The sequence below is a fragment of the Marinoscillum luteum genome, assembly GCF_044005705.1.
GTDB classification, from domain to species: Bacteria; Bacteroidota; Bacteroidia; order Cytophagales; family Cyclobacteriaceae; genus Marinoscillum; species Marinoscillum luteum.
On record NZ_JBIPKE010000020.1, the window covers coordinates 194008 to 214303 of the forward strand.

Consider the following 20296-nt stretch of genomic DNA (forward strand, 5'->3'; position numbering starts at 1 on the left):
GTCAAGGTTTCGCCAGAAATGGGTACAAAAATGTCATGCGCATAAAAAAAACCCTTCAGGCCTTCCTGAAGGGGTTTTTTATGTCAATGAATCAAGAATTAATCCTCGAACCGCCGAACTAACCAACGGGGGACTCTGGATCCACTGCTTTGGAACGATACTCAGATGGGTAAATCTTATATTGGGATTTAAAATATCGACTAAAGAGCTTAGGATTATTGTAACCCACCTTATAAGCTACTTCAGACACATTCAACTGACTTCTTCCCAGAAGATCAGCAGCTCTTTTCATTCTGATATTCCGGATAAAATCAATGGGTGTCTGGCCTGTGATTTTGAGGATCTTCTGATAAAAATGTCCTCTGCTATATCCTAGCTCGTGACTCAAATCCTCCACAGAAAAATCGGAGTTTGACATATTCTCTTCCACCAGATTGACAGCCTTGGCTATCAGCTTTTCGTCCATCGAGACAATATCTACCTCAGCAGGAGTGGCTTTTATCCTGGAGCCGGATTCCTGTACCCTACGCTGAAACTTAAGCGCACTATTGATACTACTCACGAGTATTTCAAAGTTGAAAGGTTTGGATATATACTCAATAGCCCCGGCATCAAGCCCCTGGATGCGATGCTGGTCAGACGACTGGGCCGTCAAAAGAATGACCGGAATTTGTAAGGTTCTGGGATCAGATTTTATTTTTTCACACAATTGATGGCCATCCATCACCGGCATCATCACATCGCTTATCACAATATCGGGCAGCTGATGCATCATCATTTTCCATGCTTCCTTACCATTGCTCGCTACGGTGATGTTATAATGTTGCTTGAGGTTGTCCTTGAGATAAAACCGAAAATCAAAATTATCCTCCACCAAGAGCACGGAAGGTTTCAGTTCATTCCCTGGTTCTATTGTTTCTTCCCTTTTATGCACCGACCCGGCCAACTCTCTCACCAGTTCATCCGCTATATCTTCGTCGGTACTGAGCTCCCTTAAAGGCATCTCCACCACAAAAGTGCTGCCCATGTTGAGTTTACTCTCCACATAGACCCTTCCTCCATGGAGCTCCACAAACTCCTTGGTGATGGACAACCCTATACCTGTACCATTGTTGATAATATCACCGGTGATTTCATTTTGAAAGAACCGATTAAAAATCAGTTGCTGCTTATCCTCAGGTATCCCTATACCGGTATCTGACACCATGATCACCGCATTGCTTGATCCTTCCGCCTTTTTCTGGAGTTCAAAATCAAGCGTAATCACCCCACCTGGCAGGGTGAATTTGAAGGCATTGGACAAAAGGTTGAACATTACCTTTTCCATTTTATCCTTATCAAAAAAGGTGTAGAAACTTCTAACCTCGGACTCAAAATTGAGGGTTATTTCCTTTTCACGAGAGAGATCTGAGAATGAGTCGATTACATCCTGCAAAAATGCAACAATATTACCACTGGACTGACTCAGAACATGCTGATTGGCCTCCATTTTTCTGAAATCCAGTAGCTGATTAACCAGGGTCATCAATCGCTTGGCATTCCGCTGAACAATGGTCAGATCGCCTACTTTAATCTTCTCCGGATTCTTGATCATCCTATCAATGGGAGTCAGAACAAGCGAAAGGGGGGTGCGAAACTCATGACTGATATTCGTGAAAAACTTGATTTTCATCATGTCCAGCTGATGCTGTCGTTCTATCTCTTTGCGCTCATTTTCCACCTGGGCCTTTTGTCGCTCCCGATGAACAATATAGGTACGAGTGAGGTACAGTGCCAGGATGATCATGCTGAAATAGAGTCCAAACGCCCATGGCGTCTGCCAAAATGGTGGTCTAATGTGAATATTGATAAAAATATCCTCACCAGCCCATGTATTGGGGTTATTCGACGATCTCACCCTGAAAGTGTAATTACCAAAATCCAAATTGGTGTATTTCGCACTCCTCACTTCAGGAGGAGCATTTAGCCAATCATCATCAAATCCTTCCAGTTTGTATTGATACCGGAGCTTGCTAGACTGAAAGAATGAAAGAGCCACAAACTCTATAGATATGGTATTTTCATCATGATTGAGGTAGATATCACGGGTATCATCCAGCGGGTTAGTGAGGATCACTCGATCGTGAAACGCTGCTCCAGTGGTGATTTCAGTGCTGGAAATAAAAAACTTAGTAAAGAGCGTTTTCGCAGCTTTGTCGCTGACCTCAATTTCTGATGGCCTGAAAACATTGAAACCATTCTGTCCTGAGAAAATAAGATCACCATCTCTGGTCTTGAGTGAAGCATCTTCTGTAAAACTATCACCCTGAAGACCGTCAGACAGGTCGAAAGTTTGAAAATCGTAAGGCTTCAAACCCGTACTCATTCTGGTAATCCCTCTGGAGGTGCTCATCCATAAGTCGCCATTGTTGCTTTCCTCAATGGACATGACAATATTGGAAGAAAGCCCATCACTATCACGAAAGACTTTAAACCCATTTTTATCCTCATCATACCTATTGAGTCCATCAAGCGTGCCTACCCAAAGCTGACCATCCCTATCTGAATGCAGTGAAATGATACTATTATTACTGATTGGATACTGAATGGTGTCCTCGCTAAGAAAACTTCTTACGCTCTCATCACGCGGATCAAATACAGACAACCCACGACCGGTTCCCAACCAGATCCGACCCTGTGAATCCTCTGTAATACAGGTTACATAATTGGCCTTTAGCTCATTTTGTATACTAAAGTTGGTCAGTTCATTGGTCTTAGGGTTAAACCGGTAAGCTCCTCTGTTCAGGGTGCCAATCCATATATTGCCCTGAGAATCTTCATAAAGCTCCCATACACTACTACCCGATTCAGGATCATCATTTCCAAAATTAAATCTGGAGAATCTTTTGCCATCATACAGAAATAGCCCCTCCAGATAAGAACCTACCCACAAAGTTTCATTTTTGGCATAAAGTAAACTCACCACCACTGCAGGAGTAGGGCCAGGTATGCTCATATCATCGAGCACACTTTGGAAGGTATGATTTGCACGATTGAAATAAAGTAATCCTTTACCATTAGTCCCAATCCATAGGTTTCCGCTTCGATCCTCCACCATACTACTCATGTCATTATAAGCGGGATCTTTCTTGTGGACTTTATAATGTGCGAAATTGTTTGCTCCTCTGTGATGATAGTTGATTCCACTTTTTGTGGTACCTACCCACACTCCTCCATCCCTGTCTCTAAACAAAGTATTGACATTATTATTATTGAGACTTTTAGGTGCATCCGGGTCATTCAGAACTGACCTGACACTCCATGTATCCTTAACAAGTACTGAAATCCCTCCATGATCTGTGCCTATCCACATCTGATTATCTTCATACTGAATGACATCCCTGATCAACTCACTTGTCAATATTTTTTCGTCCAGAAGTCTTGTTTCACCCGTACGGGTATTGAGGTAAAAAAGCCCAAAAGGGTCGTCTGTAGAAAAAAGCCAAACATCCTGATCCATGTCCACAAACAAACGCCAGTAGTTTTCCTTTTTCGAGGAAATCTCAGGAATACCGTATCGGCGAATCACCTTATTCTCCCGAGGATCAATCATCTCTATGGCTCCAATAGAATGGACCACCCAGATATTACCCAGGTGATCAGTCACAATGTCGGTGATGGTGTTTGAAGCAATTTTGATTCCATCCTGATTGCTGTTAAACTGCTGAGTGGATCCGTCTTTGGATATTTTGACTAGGCCTCTATTTTCCACTACAAACCAAAAATTACCATATGGATCGTCCTCCATCTGAGCAATGAAAACTGGTTCGGTCTGTAACAATGTGAGGTATCCTACAGGTACCTCAAATGTTTCTTTACTCGAATTGTATACCGAAATCCCGAGACTATTCCTGACCCACATCTTTCCTTCAGGGCCTCGCGCCATCCAAAGGATTGTATTGTTTTGAAGTGTTCCTGACTTACCCTCTTCATGATAGAATGACTTGACATTGTAGCCATCGTATCGATTGAGGCCCGATAAAGTACCTACCCATATATAGCCCTGTTTGTCTTGAAAAACATCGTTAATCTGGTTATTCGAGAGGCCATTGGAGGTAGTAATTCGCTCAAATTTAATATCCGCAGAGGGCTGACTGGCTACATAACCAGAAACAGCCAGGCAAGTCATCAAAACAACCCACTTTGTCATCAACCTATTCATTATCAATTGCGATACAGATCCATTATAATTTACATATTAAACAACATCTGATTGATTTCATATGAAAGGTTTTTAAAAATGACATTCTTTACCCCAGGACATTTCAATGTTCCACCTGGAAAAACAAACACCTCAATATCTTGCATTCATAAAACCATCTCAAACACTTATGAAACCAATCTGTCACACTCTTTTGCTCGCATTGTTCTTTACCGCCTGCTCACACCCCGAGCAGGCGACTATGAAGAAATATGCAGAAAACTGGGATTCATTAGCCAGCTATGAAGAAGCTCCGGAATGGTTCAGAAATGCCAAGTTTGGAATCTACTATCATTGGGGCCTCCTCTCAGTACCGGCTTATGCCAACGACTGGCACCCAAGGAATCTTCACGTAGAAGGTACGGATGACTATGCACAGCATGTGGCCACATACGGTCACCCTTCGGCATTTGGCTATCATGATTTCGTGCCAATGTTTCGCGCGGATAGCTTCAATGCAGAAAACTGGGCCGACCTCTTCGTACAATCAGGAGCCCGGTTTTCAGGAGTTGTGGCGGAACATCATGACGGTTGGTCCAACTGGGATAGTCGCATTAATCCCTGGAATGCCAAGAAAATGGGGCCAAAACGAGACTTGGTTGGAGAGTTGGAGCGTGCCATTCATGGCAAAGGCCTGAAATTTGTGACTACTTTTCACATGGCCAGAAACCTCCAAATCTATCAGCAGGATACCGCCAACTGGCTGAATGATAGATCCTATTTCCCTTATCACCCAAATTTGTACACCTCCTCCACAGACTCTATCATACGAATGATGTATGGTAATATACCCAAGGATCAGTTTTATGAAAATTGGCTCGGGAAACTTCAGGAGGTCATTGATCAATATAGCCCCGATCTCATCTATTTCGATGGCGAGTTGTCCAAAATACCCGATTCAGTCAAACTCAAGTTTGTTACCTACTACCTGAACCATGCGAGTATGAAAGACAAAGGAGTAGTAATCACTCACAAAAATGGTGAACTACCGTCAGGAGTGAGTCTGATGGATTTGGAAAAAGGCCGAATGGATGATAAAACGGACCATTTCTGGCTTACAGATGAGACCATTGCTCATGGGAGTTGGAGCTATACAGAAACACTTGAGGTAAAACCTGCCGCAGAGATCATCCATGTTCTTATAGACATAGTAAGTAAAAATGGTGTGCTCATGCTCAATATTTCTCCCAAAGCCAATGGAGTGATTCCCGCAGACCAGCAGATGGTACTGAGGGATATTGGGGAATGGCTGAAAAAGTATGGAGAAGCCATCTATGACACCCGTACATGGACGGTCTACGGGGAAGGACCTACTGTTCTGGGGACCTCAGGACATTTCCTGGAGTGGAAAACCTACACTGCTGAAGATGTCCGTTTCACCACCAAAGAAAATCAACTTTATGCCATCTTGATGGGCTGGCCAGGTGAAGATGAGCAAGTAAAAATCAGCTCCATCAATAGGGAAAATCTAAAAGGTAAGACTATTCAGGAGGTGGTTTTACTAGGAAGTAACGAGAAGGTGCTCTGGGAGTTGACGGAAAAAGGTTTCCTGTTTACTACTCCCTCACAATCCATGAACGACCCTGCTGTGGTGTTGAAATTAACACTGAAATGAAATGAAAAATCCGGGAACCACCCCGGATTTATTCCAACCTAAAAACTACTAAACCAAAAATTTACTTTACGGAGAAAGATACTTTCCCTCTCAAGTCTCTTGACGAGGCTCCTGACGCCAGGTCATAGGTACCAGGCTCTACTGACCAACCTTTAGCCTCTACATCATAGTAAGCCAGCTCCTTGACAGGAATTTCGAGGGTGACCAACTTTTCTTCACCTGCTTTCAGTGCCACTTTTCCGAAGCCTTTGAGCTCCCTCGCAGCACGCTGGATGTCGGACTCTGGCTTACTGGTATATAGCTGAATAATTTCCTTTCCATCCACCGCCCCTGCATTTTTCACCTTCAGAGACACCTTAATGACATCACCAGCATTGTAAGAGGATTTATCAGTGCTCAAATCCGAATACTCAAAGCTGGTATAGGACAACCCGTACCCGAATGGATAAAAAGGCTCAATATTTTGGGTGTCAAACCAGCGATAGCCCACCAGGATTCCTTCCTCATAAGTTACCACATCCGGTCCTCCGGGAAAGCTATTGGTGGCATGTGCCGGTGAATCCTCCAGCCTTTTAGGAAAGGTCACAGGCAGTTTTCCACTTGGATTAACTTCTCCAAAAAGCACATCTACAATGGCATCTCCAGCCCTGGATCCATTAAACCATGACCATAACAATCCATCCACTGTAGCATCAATCTCCGACAAGTCATGCGGAGAACCCGCTATGATCACGACGATGGTGTTAGGATTGGCCGCCTTCACCGCTTTGATCAAAGCTTCCTGACCAAAGGGCAACCTCAGCCCTTTTCTATCCTCTGCCTCCGTCTCTACCAGACGGTTGGAACCCGCAAAAACAACAGCCACATCCGAAGCTTTAGCCGCAGCTACAGCCTCAGCGACCAACTGCTCATTGGGAACATAGTCTACAGGAAGTCCCCATGAGCGATTCAGGTCATTCTTTAGGTATTGTTCTTTGTAACCGAGGGCATAATTGACTTTCATATCAGGATAATGAGCCACCAAAGCATCGTATGGGGTCACTTCTGTCCTGGTTTTTACGCCAGCTCCAAAGCCCTGATTGGCATGTTTTCTTTTCGCATTATCACCAATGACAGCAATACTCCTGATCTTTGATGACTTCAATGGCAGGGCATTGTTATCATTCTTCAACATCACCACCGACTCTGCTGCCACGTCATAGGCCACCTGAAGATGCTCAGGAGTATTCAGGGTACCCTTTGCCTGAGGTTCCGAGCCAATCGCATGAATTTTCTCCATCACATAAAGGATGTTTTTTACTTTTTGATCGATCACAGATTCTGACACTTCGCCATTGCGAACGGCGGCTATCAGGGCTTCTGAGAAAAACCAATCATCATAGTTATCAATCTCTGTACCCATCTCTATATCCAATCCATACAGCGCAGATTCTTTGGTAGAATGAACAGCACCCCAGTCAGACATTACAAACCCTTTGAAGCCCCATTCGTCTCGAAGAATGGTGTTCAGCATATAATCATTCTCAGATAAATAGGCCCCTCTAAATCGATTGTAGGCACTCATCACGGAGTAGGCATTGCCCTCTTTCACTGCCGCCTCAAATACAGGCAAATACATCTCCCTGATCGTCCGCTCATCAGCCTGCACATCGATACTGCCTCTCAGGGTCTCCTGATTGTTAATGGCATAGTGCTTCACACATGAAGCCACATCGTTGGCCTGAAGCCCCTGCACAAATGGCACTACCAATTTTTTATTGAGAAATGGATCTTCTGTGAAGTATTCAAAGTTTCTTCCACCTAAAGGTGAACGAATAAGGTTAACCGCGGGTGCCAAAAGCACATGCTTCTCTCTGGCCCGGGCTTCTTCTCCCATGGCAATGCTGTAGCGCCTGACGAGATCCAGATTCCAGGTAGATGACAGGCCTCCTCCTGCGGGGAAAAAAGTAGCAAAGTCATTATCCCACCCCGCGGGAGCCCAGCTATCATTCTGAATCTCCTCGCGTACCCCCAGCGGCCCGTCGGCAGATTTCAAATGAGGTATACCCAACCGCGCTACTCCCGCTGAAGTAAACTTACCTTTACCATGGAGCATATGAACCTTTTCCTCCAGAGTCATTTGACTGATTAATTCATCTATGTTCGACTTGTCCGAATTTTCATCGGTCTGTGCTGATGTACATGAAAGCATTAGTCCCATTAGTGAGGCCAGTAAAAAATTTCTCATTTCAACGATCTATTATTTCAAACAAAAATAGATCGTTACCCCATAGGCGAAGGGATACAAAATGTACCTATGACGGCACTAAATGTCTTTATATTGTATAGCACATACATTCAATACCCTCTAATCAAACAATCTTCCATAGAAATGTGGTGAGGAAATCACCATTCTGACACCCAACCCTTTGGGAATATGAATGAAATCGCTCATCTTTTCATTTCGGAAATCCTATTGGGTGGAGAGTTCACTAATTTGCACTCACCTCTCAGTAATCAGTACCCAACCATTTTAAACTACACATCCAGCTAATGAAACACTTATTGACTTTAATACTTCTGGCTTCTCTGGCCACTCAATGCATCTCGCCTACCCCACAAGAAGGTTCTCTTTTGGATCAAAATATTGAGTTGGCAGTGACTCAATATAAAGGAATGCAAAAGCAACTTGGGGAAGGTGAATTCCCCAGATCTTATGAGAATGGCAGCTTCACCACCAGCAGCTCCGAATGGTGGTGTAGTGGCTTCTATCCTGGCACACTCCTTTATCTTTATGAAGAGACAGAGGACTCCTCACTGCTGCAAGAAGCTCATCGAATGCTCACATTGCTGGAAAAGGAGCAGTATAATACCAGCACACATGATCTGGGATTTATGATGTACTGTAGCTTTGGAAATGCCAATAGACTGAATCCTCAGGCTGCTTATACCAACATACTAATCAACAGTGCCAGGTCTTTAGCGACCCGATTTTCTCCAGTGACCGGATGCATTCGTTCGTGGGATTCCAAACCTGAGGATTTCATCGTCATCATTGACAACATGATGAATCTGGAACTGCTCTTCTGGGCCACTAAGGCAACGGGCGATAGCTCCTTCTATAACATTGCTGTCACCCATGCCAACACCACACTTGAAAATCACTTTAGGTCAGACAATAGTTCGTATCACGTGCTCAATTATGACTCGACTGGAGCGGTGAAACAAAAGAAAACCGCCCAAGGGCTCCACGATGAGTCTGCATGGGCCAGAGGTCAGGCCTGGGGGCTATATGGATATACAGCCACCTACAGGGAAACCAAAGATGAAAAGTACCTTGAGCAAGCTGTGAAAATAGCAGGCTTCATATTATCACATCCAAACCTGCCAGAAGACAAAATTCCGCTTTGGGATTTCGATGCAGAGAAAGATGCTCTAAGGGACGCATCGGCCGCAGCCATTATGGCCTCCGCTTTGATTGAATTGGATACCTATGCACCCGATAAAGGGTATCTTAAAGTGGCAGAGGAAATCCTGACCAACCTCACTTCCGACTATACAGCAGAGCCTGGCACCAATGGTCAGTTCATTATCACTCACTGCGTGGGGCATTTACCGGCAAACAGTGAGGTAGATGTGCCGCTTACCTATGCCGATTATTATTTCATGGAGGCCCTTATGCGGCTAGAATACGGTCTTTAGCCTATAAGACAAATCGATAGGTGTACTTAATGAGGAAAATATTGGTACCATCGGCCTGTTTCAGGTCGGTGGCCAAATGGCTAAATCTATTTTCTCGTGAATTGTGTGAATCAGAAGAACTGGATGTCCATACCACAAAAAGAGTGGAGCCGGGTATATACTCCCATCTTATCACAAAATTGGATCGGAACTGCATGAAGTTAAAGTTGGGGTCATCCAACTCTGCTTCAGTAATTCCATCCCTATTTTCATCAATAAAATAACTCCCCGACTCATCAGCATAATTGATCTGATCAGGGCCAAGAGAAACATGTCGTTCCTCAAAGTGGTCAGAGTTGGGGCTAAGTACCTTTTTGAAATCACTGTACTCTCCTCTGGAAATAAACGGCTGCCCCCAGTATTCCACAGACAGATTGGGTGTGATGATGTAGTTGGCCCGCACGGAGGCGCTATAGGTTACCTGCTGGATTCTTGCCAGAATGTAGTTTTCGGTATTGGTCTCGTAGCTGCTTACATATTGAAGGGCATTGTCATTCCAGTCCACTGACGGAGAAACCGACAGTCTCAGCGCATCAGTCGGCTGATACCTAAGGCTTGTGAAAATACCTCCTCCTTTATAGTAATTTTCTTGTCCAGAAGATATCCACGGATTCATCTCGAAGTAAAGCTTCTTCTGGTCGTTGGTTCCCATGTAAACCCAATATTCCGTGGTACCCGGATAACGCAGTGCAGGTCCTCCCCTCAAGTCGGCGTTTGATCTACTCTCGCCAGATAAAGTAGTGCCCCCACCCATGTACCACATATTTTTAAACTGTGCATGGGTATTAAAATTCATTGCTTTTAGAAGGTTTATTCCGCCAAAATCCCAGGTGAGGTACTGGTTGGCATTGAACCTGACCCACCGGAAGATGCTGAAAGGTTTCAGTATACGATACTGCGCCCATGTCCATTGGGAGACATAATCTGACTGCACCAAAAAACCCACATCGTTAAGCTCCACACCAGGTGAGCGCATAGTAGCTCCTGTCTGGAAAATCAGATTTCCGTTCCGCTTGCCAAATGCAGCAGTCCCGGACGTACCAGAAAGTGAGGTTCGTGTGGAATCCACTCCTTTTCTCCTATTGTCCGGCCGCTGAAAGTAGCGCTCAGAGGAAGTTTGTGTATTGTAAATGGCTTCTTCATCACCATTCACATTGCTCACCACAGCATTCAAAGAGAGGTAATAGTTTCGTTCGTTAAAGTTCTGGGTAAAGTCTACCCCACCTGTGTATGCACTTTTATGCAGGTAATTGAAATGATCTTCATCCAACCTCCTATTGGTGGCGGTAAACATGGCGCCGATCAAGGCATTCCCCTGATTGATGTCCTGCTGCACACGGCCCACTACATAGTTGGTCATGGGCTCTACAGCTACCTTTCTTCTGCCTCCCAGGGTGTCCTGCACCTCCACCATTTCTTTATTGGTGACCGATTCCAGCAGTCCCCACGAAAAGCCATTTTTGTTCTTACCTGTGACCTTGGCTGCACCTAATATTCTGGTTTTCTTCATCCGATCCACGTATTGAATGTCATCATCCGATGGAAAGTATGAAGGAGATCCTCCGATCCTTCTGGAATAGAAAAGGTTGTCATTATTGAACTGACCACCCGCTACAGATTCAGTGAGGCCAAAGTTTAGCGTGTTCTTCCCCTCCAGGAAAAATGGCCTTCGTTCCTGGAAAAATAACTGGAATGCAGAAAGATTCACCCGAGATGGATCGGCCTCTACCTGACCAAAATCCGGATTGATAGTAAGGTCTAGTGTAATATCACTGGTGAGGCCTATTTTGGCATCTACACCCACATCCAGATCAGACTCAGAACCTGTGGCGTAAGGGTTGCCCTCTACGGATGGTGATTTCTCTGTCTTACCGAGGATATACGGCTGTATTTCGAGTTGTTTTTGAGGCCTAATGCCTGTAATACCACGCAGTTCACCAAAAAGATGAACCCAACCGGGAGAATCCTGAGCAATGGGCTGCCAATAAGATCTTTCTTGCTTCCTAAAGACCATCCTCATGACCTGTATCCCCCATACGTGCTCTTCCTTATCTGCAAAGCGCAATTGAGACAGTGGGATTTTAAATTCGGCGATCCAGCCCTGATCATCCAGACTGGTCTTTAGATACCAAATGGGATCCCAGGTAGAATCCCAGTCATCTCCATTATTGGAAACATATTCTTCACCCTTAACACCGGAGGCGGAGGCTGTAAAGCTAAAGGCTGTTCGCTTGTCATTGTAGCTGTCTATATTCACCTCTACCAAATCTCCTTCAAAACCGTCTCTTCGTGACATTCGCCGAGCTACTTTGTCTGGCTCCAAATCAAATGCTCGAATCCCGATATACAAGTATTTTGCATCATACAAAATCTTAAACTTGGTGTCCTGAGAGGGTGCCGCTCCATCTTCGGGCTGTCGCTGTATAAAGTCCCCACCCCAATCTACCAAATCCCATGCCGGGTCATCCAACTTTCCATCAATAACAGGCGGAGCCTGTACCATGGTGGTTTCGTAAGTTTTAGGTTGAGCATACGATTCAAAGCATAGCAATGCCAGAATACAGACCAGGCAAACTGATTTCATCTTGGGTTGAGTTGGGTCTTCATTAAGAACGATGACTTTATGAAATACTTATCCCCAACCCTGAGGTTACATTAAAATGAGTATTCGGTTAATTTCAGGGATTTACGGCACATCCATCTGGATATGCCGATGAAATTCGCAATGATCAGCCCATGTAGAGCAGGGACAAAATGATCATGATGATAAGCGTAAGTGTGGAGAGTTTAAACAAATCTTGTTTTGCTGTTTCCTCTCCTTTTGGAGTTTGAACTTGTGTAGTTTTCATGACGGACTAGGACGTTTTGACTTTTAGGACACTGCAAATATACAAAAGGTTGTATTATACTTAGTTAAAATTGTATCGAACTCCTGTGAGAAGCCCAAATCCGGAAGGGTTGGTGGTAAATGAGGTGTTCTCTTTGGTCAGCGAGTTGATCGATCTTCTGTAATTCGGTTCTATCACCAGATCAAAATTCTTCAACAACTGATATCCAAACTCTACACCTGCCAAGCCGCTAAAGCTCACCTCACGATAAGGTGACTCGGATCCCGGACCAATGGTTAACCCTGCGATTTCCGCATCCGAACCGGAGAGCTTATTACCCATGTAAAAATTAGTTATCACACCCGCATTCAATTCCATCTTGAATTTACTATTCACAACCAGATAACCGGCTTTCACTGGTACTGAGGTAAACTGAAATTCATTCTTCAAATTAACATCCCTATAATCATATTCTACCACTTCCTGGCGGTCGATGGCTTGCTCAAATTGCTGAACACTTCTCACCTGACTAGTGGCCGGAATCACCTCCTGAAAAGTAGAGGTTTGAATCACCACATTGGTCTGAGTGGTAGCATCTGCCCGGGCATACTGTACCCCACTCTCCAATGTCCATCTGCTGCTCAATTTCAATCCAAAATTGACACCAAGTGAAACAGTTTCCCCTGGCAACATGCCCTCACGAACTGATGGTGATTGACTATCGATGGCCTCTTCGCTTGAAAGACTAAATCCGGCGCTGGACATATCCAGATTACTGGCCAGCAGACTTCCCCCTGTAGACTGGAAATTAGGATCGAAACCACCAGAACCCAGGCTAAGTCCCGCCCAGTACTTATTATCCACACCCGCTTTTCGTCTTTGCTCGAAATGGTATACGGGTAGTAAATACAATCGCCTCCCCACATAATTAGCCGCAATTGATATTTCCGGCATCAACTTCGTCAAAGACAATTCCTCAAAAATCTCACGGGAATGCCCCCGATCATTGACTTCTTCCTCTTGTTCTTGCTCGCTGGCCACAAACATGGCAGCCTGGATGTCCTGTTTATCCCTTCCCTGATCACCAAAAGCCAAAGCAGTCATCCTTTCATCGGCTGAGTCAGGAATGCGTATGGAAACAGCCTCCTCCATTGGAGCGGGCTTGTCTACATTAATGGCCAGCCGGTAATCCGGCCCTTGCTGAAAGTACAAATATTGCAGAGTACCAAGTGAGGCTGCCAGCAGCAGGATAGCCGCCACTGCCCACCTGTAATAGGTGGCTTTTGTTTTGTACACCGAAAGTTCCGCATAGGCCAGTTTTCGGTCGATTTCATTCCACACTGCATCAGGGGGTGTCTGGCTTGCTCCACCAAAAACCTCCTTCCATTCATTCTCAAATTGACTGTCAGAGTTCTCCTGCCCTATCATAATATATGACGTCACTCTTCAATATCCACTCCTTCAATAAGCTCTTGGCTCTTGCATACTGAGACTTGCTGGTTCCCTCGCTGATCCCCAGGAGGTCTGCAATCTCATGATGCTTATACCCCTCAATCGCATACAGGTTAAATATCACCTGACACCCAGAGGGTAATTTTCTGATCATTTCTAATAATTCCTTGTGATTGATTCCGGTAATGGTAAGATTTTCGGTAAAACGATTCTTGAGATCGCCAACATCCACCATGGGATAGAGATACAGTTTGCTCCGCTGATGATTGAGTGCCGTATTCACCACTATTCGCTTAATCCAATATACCAGAGAAGAGTCTTGTCTGAAGTTATTTATATTCTGAAAAACTTTCAGAAAAGCCTCCTGAAGAATATCTTCCGCCTCTTGCTGCATTTTGGAATAGCGCAAAGCGACAGCATACATCTGTCCGCTGTACTTTTTATACAGATTCTGCTGAGCAGTCCGTTCTCCCTTGCAACAGGCCTTAATTAACTCTTCATCACTGAATGCCATTCAGGTTAACTTTTGATTATAGACTCTGATAACTTACAAAACGTTGTAACCGCAGTTAACAAATTTATGAAATATCTACCACTACTTGCGATTAGTCTCCTGCTAGCCAATTGTGTGCCAGTTTCTTACACAGATACGGCAAGCCAGAAAACCATTCTCTATGACAATGCCCAATATGAAGACAACATTGGCATGGTACAGCTCTATCCTCTCTCTACTGACCAGCAAGCGAGCCTGGATTATCCCGTGATAGCCCTCAACTCTGCCGGGCTCAGTTTGGTGTTTGATCTTCTGGAACAAAATACGTCCTACCTCAATGCCAGATATGTTCATTGCAACGCTGACTGGACACCGTCTCGACTGACGGACCTACAATTTCTGAGCTCCTACAATGAGTTTCCAATCAACCAATACAACTACTCCTCCAACACCCGAATACCGTATGTCAATTACCAGGCTGATCTACCAACCCCTGACAAATCGGGGAATTACCTTCTGGTGGTATACCGTGAGAATGATCGGAAAAACGTGCTATTTACGAGAAGGTTTCTTGTTTTTGACCAACGTGCGCAGATTGATGTGGAATTTACACCCAGCGCCACGGTCTCCCAGAGGAACACCAACCACCAATTATCATTCGGGATAAGGTATCAGCAGATTGAAAATCCCAATCCACTACGGGAATTCAAGGTAGTACTATTACAAAATCATAATTGGCACACTCCCATCACAGGTCTACAGCCCACACTGATGCGGCCTGATCAAAATTACCTTGAATACAGGCATTTCAACGGTGAAAATAACTTTCCTGCGCTGAATGAATTCAGATATTTTGACCTCCGATCGATCGATTACCGAGGAATGAATGTGGTGAATGTGAGGAAAGAAACCGATCAGATACAGGCCTTTCTGGGATTGGATAAAAGCAGACATGGGCTGGCTTATTCACAGCTCATCAACGACCTCAATGGTAGCTTCTTCCTGGAAAACAAAGACCCTAATGATGGGCCATTGCAAAGTGAATATGCCCAGGTCTACTTTGAATTACAATCTGAAAAACTGGAGGGCGAAATATACATAGCTGGGGGATTCAACAATTGGAACCTTACACCCGAAAACATGATGAGCTACGATGAGAGCACCGGGAGCTACAGAGGATGGCTATGGTTAAAGCAGGGCTATTATGATTACTTCTACTGGCTGAAATCAGACAAAATGCCCTTTTATGAACTGGAAGGGAGCCATTACCAGACATCCAACGACTATGAAATTCTGTTTTACTACAGGGATCCTTTTAACAACTATGACGAACTCATTGGATACCGCAGGGTATCAAGTGGAAACTAATGATTCGGCAGATTTGTAAGGAACGGTACGCTCAGTTGGATCAGAATTCACCAAATCCAACATACCAAATCCCATGGAGCAGCAGGTTCCCAACCCACAGGTGAAGATGAAATCCTGAATTTCAGGGGCAGCGAAAAGTGTGAAAGGAAAGGTATATCCCCTGGCTTCCAGCTGTTCGCCCTGATAATACACCGGATAGATTCTTGAGAATTTTTTATTGGAAGCCCGAAGCTTATCCAGGTAGTCTTCGTCTGGTATCAACTGAAACTTATGGACCTCAGGTATGGCATCTGTATCTATCCCAAACTCAGTCATCCGTGTGATGGTAGCGTCATAAATCTGATCCGAAAAGTCGTTGGAGGAGGGCTCAATAAACAACTTGTGCTCCGGATTATGGAAATCATCAGAGGTCACAATAGGTGAAATGCAAATGAACTTCGTTTCCCGATGGAGGGTAACAGGAAGCTCCTCTTCGGCCATTTCAGGCGTGAGGTTGAGTGCACCAAGTTGGATTTCTTTATTCCTGAAAATCGCTCCCACGAGGTGTTCGACAAAATCAGCATTGGGTGAGGAAATGACAATGGTCACCCTCCGTGAATTATAATGAAGGCCTGCCTTGCTCAGTCGGGTCTGACCTTTGATTCCCGAAAAACTAAAAAAGGGATAATCCTTCAAATCATCTTTAGATTCTCGCTGTAGAATATCCCTAAAAACCTCTGATATTAAATATTGGTGGTGAAAAGGCACCAACCCTCCACGGTTGTTGACCCTGAACGTAACTCTGACCCGCATCTGATCGCAATTAAAAAAATTAGATTAACTGATCAGAAAACAGGCTTAAAGTAGTTTTTGTTTAGAAGTGATGTAAAAAAATCAAACATTGAAACGGAAGTGCATCACATCCCCGTCCAGCACTACATATTCTTTACCTTCAATGGAAAGTTTGCCCGCTTCCTTACAAGCTTGCTCAGAGCCATATTGCTGATAATTCTCCAGCTTGATCACTTCAGCTTTGATAAACCCACGCTCAAAATCGGTGTGAATTACTCCGGCAGCCTGAGGAGCCTTCCACCCTCTCTTGATTGTCCAGGCCCGCACCTCCTGTACACCAGCAGTAAAGTAAGTAATCAGGTCCAAAAGTGAATAAGCAGCCTTGATCAGCCGATTGAGCCCAGATTCCTTTAGACCGTATTCCTCCAAAAACATCAGCTTGTCGTCCTCATCCTCAAACTCAGCGATCTGGGCTTCTAATGCCGCCGACACCCTTACCACCTCCGCATTTTCACTGGCCACGTTTTCCTCCAGTTTTTGGCTATACTGATTCCCGGAATTCACGTTTTCTTCCTCCACATTAGCCACATAGATAATGGGCTTATCTGTCAGCAGCTGAAGTTCTTTCACCAATACTCGGTCTTCCTTCTCCATCTCCAGAGAGCGAGCGTTTCGACCAGATTCCAGGTGCTTTTTGAACTGAATCAGCACTTCATACTCCTTCTTTGCCTTAGCATCACCTCCTTTGGCAATCTTCTCCACTCTGGCGATGCGCTTATCCACAGAGTCCAGGTCCCGGAGCTGCAGCTCTGTATCTATTACTTCTTTGTCGTCCACAGGGTCCACACGGCCCTCCACGTGAATGATGTTGTCATTTTCAAAGCAGCGCACCACATGAATGATGGCGTCCACTTCGCGGATATTGGCCAGGAACTGGTTTCCTAATCCTTCACCCTTGCTGGCTCCTTTCACCAGCCCAGCTATATCTACAAACTCAATGACTGTAGGCACCACACGTTCGGGGCTCACTAGCCCTTTCAGTATTTCCAATCGCTCATCAGGCACGGTGATCACCCCCACATTGGGCTCAATGGTACAAAAAGGGAAATTGGCCGCTTCGGCCTTTGCATTCGAAAGCGCATTAAATAAAGTGGATTTTCCAACATTCGGAAGCCCAACAATTCCACACCTTAACCCCATAATCTAACTCTTGATTTTAAATACTCTATATTGATTAAAACCGGCGTAAATCTCTGTAGATGAGACCCTTAAAACGGTATAAACCGGTATCGCCCCAATCATGCCCGGAATCCCTGCGATGGTTGCGCCCACAAAAATAATGACAAAAATTTCTAATGGGTGCGCTTTTACACTTTTAGAGAAAATAAGTGGCTGCAGGAGTAAGTTATCCGTAGCTTGGACCACCGCAAATACTGTAAAAACCTTGGCGACGAGGATGAGTGTATCATTGTTGAATGTAAAATCACCGGAAGTACTCACTGCCACCGCAATTCCGAAGATGCCACCAAGTAAAGGGCCCAAATAGGGAATCAGATTGGCGATAGCCGCAAAAACGGCAATGGTGAGGGCATAATTGACCCCCACGATGGAAAGGCCTACAGCAGCAATAGAGAAGATGGAAATCATCTGAAACAGAATACCCAACAGGAAGTTGGAAAGCAGACGCTCTATCTTATAGAGAGCGGAGATAAAAACTTCAAAATATTTATTAGGAATCACCGCAATGACCTGCCGCCGGAGAATGCCATTTTCATAAAGGAGAAAAAAAGTAATAAACCCCACCGCCAATACGCCAATGAAAAAGTTTCCGGTAAAGGAAATGAGCTGATTCAAAATCTCTGTGAAATCCATGGTGTGTATAAAATCGACAACTCCTTTGCGTACCGAGTCTACCATGAACCCTGATGGGCCATCAGAAAGTCTGTTATTGATCAGGAAAGTCTCCACCCAGCGTACAGGCTGCACCAGTGAGTCAAATACTGCACTGAAATCCAATGAAGCCAACACCTCCAGCTGATTGGAAATAAGTGGGATAAACAACACCAGGAACAAAGCAAGCACTCCTATCACCACAGCATAGGATCCGAAAATAGCAATGTAACGGGGCACCTTACCGCCAAATACCTCAAACCGGATGATCTGGCTGGTCATAGGTCGCAAGACGGTAGCCAGCACCAGAGAGATGGTGAGATAAATGAAAATATTGGAAAAATACCAGATGGCCACACCCAGTAACACCACAAATACACCAATAGCAACTAATGTACGTTTCATCGCAAAAGCATAAAAAAAGCCCCCATAGAGTGAGAGCTTATATCATTAAGATCTTGAGGGATCAGTCCCACTTCAGTTCAGAATCATCCTCAGAAGACACATCTATAGTCTCCTCGTCTTCTTCATGTACTTTGTCAAACTCGCTGAAATCCACGTCCGGAAGCAGCTCATTTTTCACATGATCTACAGTTTCGTTCAATGCAGCAACGAATTTGTTGAAATCCTCCTTATAAAGGAAAATTTTGTGCTTTTCATAAAAAAAACCATCGTCCTTAAACCTCCTTTTGCTCTCTGTGATGGTCAGGTAGTAGTCATTTGATCGAGTAGACTTTACGTCAAAAAAGTAAGTCCTCTTACCTGCTCTTACTCTCTCAGAATAAATTTCGTCTCTCCCTTTTTCCTTATTCTCTTCCACAATTCTTAAAGTTTGTTGTTTTTTTAAGTTCTAGCTACAAAGTATCTCGAAATAGCATTTAAATATAGCATTTAAAAAATGACAAATGCAAACGGCATATTTTACTCTTTGAATAAAAAAGAAGCTTTCTTTGATGCGAGAAAAACAATCAAAGTCCGTTAATAATCAATTAATGAGTATACGCCTGGCAGACATCAAACAGTTCGAAAGCCTGGACCTTCTGGCCCGGCAACTTGTAGAAGGATTTATCACCGGACTGCATAAATCACCCTATCACGGGTTCTCTGTTGAATTCGCCGAGCACAAACTGTACAACTTCGGAGAAAGCACTCGCCATGTAGATTGGAAAGTCTACGCACGTACGGACAGGTTGTACACTAAACAATTTGAAGAGGAAACCAACCTGCGAGCTCAGATTCTGCTGGATGTGTCTAATTCCATGTACTATCCCAAACCAGGGTTGGATAAAATCAGGTTCTCAGTACTTTGTGCTGCATCGCTGGCACATCTGCTCACCTCGCAGCGTGATGCTGTAGGCCTCACCACGTTTTCAGATGAAATCCTTTATCAGTCAGCCCTTAAATCCACCAAGACTCACCTGAATCAGCTATTAACCCAGCTAAGTGACCTCCTAAGCACTCCTGGAAAAGCAGCTACCAATGTCGCTAATGTGCTCCATCAAATTGCTGATAAAATCCACAAGAGATCTCTGGTGATTCTCTTCAGTGACATGTTCCAGAAATCGAATGATCTGGACGAAATTTTCGGAGCCCTCCAACACCTCAAGCACAATAAACACGAAGTGTTGATCTTCCATGTTTCAGATCATAAGACTGAGTTGGAATTTGAATTTGAGGACCGTCCACACCGGTTTATTGACCTGGAAACCAACGAAACGATTAAACTCAACCCACGGGAAATTAAGGATCACTATAAGCAGCACATGAGTCAGCTCTATCAGGACCTGAAAATCAGATGTGGTAGCTACAAAATAGACCTGGTAGAGGCGGATATCTCCGAACCCTTCGAAAAGATACTAGGCGCTTACCTGATCAAAAGAAAACGAATGCGATGATCCGTTTCCCATCTGATCAGCTCC

At 44.4% G+C, this 20296-nt stretch carries 13 protein-coding genes; 4 read left to right on the forward strand and 9 right to left on the reverse strand.

Annotation, left to right across the window (positions count from 1 at the left end; all coding sequences use genetic code 11):
* Window positions 1-118: 118 nt before the first annotated feature.
* Window positions 119-4189 carry a hybrid sensor histidine kinase/response regulator transcription factor gene (locus ACHKAR_RS18820; protein WP_395418948.1) on the reverse strand — a complete coding sequence of 1357 codons (4071 nt, stop codon included), beginning with the start codon at window positions 4187-4189 and terminating at the stop codon, window positions 119-121.
* Between the two features lie 181 nt (window positions 4190-4370).
* Here ACHKAR_RS18820 and ACHKAR_RS18825 point away from each other — a divergent pair, with 181 nt between their 5' ends.
* Complete coding sequence (locus tag ACHKAR_RS18825) at window positions 4371-5855, forward strand: alpha-L-fucosidase (protein WP_395418949.1); 1485 nt, start codon at window positions 4371-4373, stop codon at window positions 5853-5855.
* A gap of 61 nt (window positions 5856-5916) precedes the next feature.
* On the opposite strand, the gene ACHKAR_RS18830 is transcribed toward ACHKAR_RS18825, so the two are convergent.
* A complete protein-coding gene (locus tag ACHKAR_RS18830; RefSeq protein WP_395418950.1) occupies window positions 5917-8082 on the reverse strand; it encodes a glycoside hydrolase family 3 C-terminal domain-containing protein in 2166 nt (721 codons plus the stop codon).
* Window positions 8083-8387: 305 nt separating this feature from the next.
* On the opposite strand from ACHKAR_RS18830, the gene ACHKAR_RS18835 reads away from it, so the two are divergent.
* A complete protein-coding gene (locus tag ACHKAR_RS18835) occupies window positions 8388-9536 on the forward strand; it encodes a glycoside hydrolase family 88 protein (protein WP_395418951.1) in 1149 nt (382 codons plus the stop codon).
* 1 nt (window position 9537) lies between these two features.
* Here the strand turns inward: ACHKAR_RS18835 and ACHKAR_RS18840 are convergent, their stop codons facing one another.
* From ACHKAR_RS18840 to ACHKAR_RS18850, 3 genes are all read right to left on the reverse strand, one after another.
* Window positions 9538-12159, reverse strand: a complete 2622-nt coding sequence (locus ACHKAR_RS18840; RefSeq protein WP_395418952.1) for a DUF5916 domain-containing protein — start codon at window positions 12157-12159, stop codon at window positions 9538-9540.
* Window positions 12160-12484: 325 nt separating this feature from the next.
* Window positions 12485-13831: a hypothetical protein gene (locus ACHKAR_RS18845; RefSeq protein WP_395418953.1), complete on the reverse strand. Its 1347-nt coding sequence runs from the start codon at window positions 13829-13831 to the stop codon at window positions 12485-12487.
* On the reverse strand, window positions 13809-14369 hold the full coding sequence (locus tag ACHKAR_RS18850; RefSeq protein ID WP_159581273.1) for an RNA polymerase sigma factor: 561 nt from the start codon (window positions 14367-14369) through the stop codon (window positions 13809-13811). The genes ACHKAR_RS18845 and ACHKAR_RS18850 overlap by 23 nt, the downstream gene beginning before the upstream one ends.
* A 66-nt stretch (window positions 14370-14435) precedes the next feature.
* Here ACHKAR_RS18850 and ACHKAR_RS18855 point away from each other — a divergent pair, with 66 nt between their 5' ends.
* Window positions 14436-15716 carry a type IX secretion system plug protein gene (locus ACHKAR_RS18855; protein ID WP_395418954.1) on the forward strand — a complete coding sequence of 427 codons (1281 nt, stop codon included), beginning with the start codon at window positions 14436-14438 and terminating at the stop codon, window positions 15714-15716.
* Here ACHKAR_RS18855 and cas6 read toward each other — a convergent pair.
* From cas6 to ACHKAR_RS18875, 4 genes are all read right to left on the reverse strand, one after another.
* Entirely contained in the window at window positions 15702-16508 is an 807-nt protein-coding gene (cas6, locus tag ACHKAR_RS18860) for a CRISPR-associated endoribonuclease Cas6 (protein WP_395418955.1), read from the reverse strand. The genes ACHKAR_RS18855 and cas6 overlap by 15 nt on opposite strands.
* 81 nt (window positions 16509-16589) lie before the next feature.
* A complete protein-coding gene (gene ychF, locus ACHKAR_RS18865) occupies window positions 16590-17687 on the reverse strand; it encodes a redox-regulated ATPase YchF (protein WP_159581279.1) in 1098 nt (365 codons plus the stop codon).
* Window positions 17688-17690: 3 nt separating this feature from the next.
* Window positions 17691-18782, reverse strand: a complete 1092-nt coding sequence (locus ACHKAR_RS18870) for an AI-2E family transporter (RefSeq protein WP_395418956.1) — start codon at window positions 18780-18782, stop codon at window positions 17691-17693.
* A gap of 61 nt (window positions 18783-18843) precedes the next feature.
* Window positions 18844-19197, reverse strand: coding sequence for a DUF3276 family protein (locus ACHKAR_RS18875; RefSeq protein WP_159581283.1), 354 nt, complete (start codon window positions 19195-19197; stop codon window positions 18844-18846).
* Between the two features lie 172 nt (window positions 19198-19369).
* Between ACHKAR_RS18875 and ACHKAR_RS18880 the strand changes: the two genes are divergently transcribed.
* A complete protein-coding gene (locus ACHKAR_RS18880; protein ID WP_159581285.1) occupies window positions 19370-20272 on the forward strand; it encodes a DUF58 domain-containing protein in 903 nt (300 codons plus the stop codon).
* Window positions 20273-20296: the final 24 nt, after the last annotated feature.

Bases quoted from the DNA above. Each gene is read 5' to 3' on its own strand.
- ACHKAR_RS18870 (WP_395418956.1), bottom strand. From the start codon at position 18,782: ATGAAACGTACATTAGTTGCTATTGGTGTATTTGTGGTGTTACTGGGT.
- ACHKAR_RS18845 (WP_395418953.1), bottom strand. From the start codon at position 13,831: ATGATAGGGCAGGAGAACTCTGACAGTCAATTTGAGAATGAATGGAAG.
- ychF (WP_159581279.1), bottom strand. From the start codon at position 17,687: ATGGGGTTAAGGTGTGGAATTGTTGGGCTTCCGAATGTTGGAAAATCC.
- ACHKAR_RS18880 (WP_159581285.1), top strand. From the start codon at position 19,370: ATGAGTATACGCCTGGCAGACATCAAACAGTTCGAAAGCCTGGACCTT.
- ACHKAR_RS18835 (WP_395418951.1), top strand. From the start codon at position 8,388: ATGAAACACTTATTGACTTTAATACTTCTGGCTTCTCTGGCCACTCAA.
- ACHKAR_RS18825 (WP_395418949.1), top strand. From the start codon at position 4,371: ATGAAACCAATCTGTCACACTCTTTTGCTCGCATTGTTCTTTACCGCC.
- ACHKAR_RS18840 (WP_395418952.1), bottom strand. From the start codon at position 12,159: ATGAAATCAGTTTGCCTGGTCTGTATTCTGGCATTGCTATGCTTTGAA.
- cas6 (WP_395418955.1), bottom strand. From the start codon at position 16,508: ATGCGGGTCAGAGTTACGTTCAGGGTCAACAACCGTGGAGGGTTGGTG.
- ACHKAR_RS18855 (WP_395418954.1), top strand. From the start codon at position 14,436: ATGAAATATCTACCACTACTTGCGATTAGTCTCCTGCTAGCCAATTGT.
- ACHKAR_RS18850 (WP_159581273.1), bottom strand. From the start codon at position 14,369: ATGGCATTCAGTGATGAAGAGTTAATTAAGGCCTGTTGCAAGGGAGAA.
- ACHKAR_RS18820 (WP_395418948.1), bottom strand. From the start codon at position 4,189: ATGACAAAGTGGGTTGTTTTGATGACTTGCCTGGCTGTTTCTGGTTAT.
- ACHKAR_RS18830 (WP_395418950.1), bottom strand. From the start codon at position 8,082: ATGAGAAATTTTTTACTGGCCTCACTAATGGGACTAATGCTTTCATGT.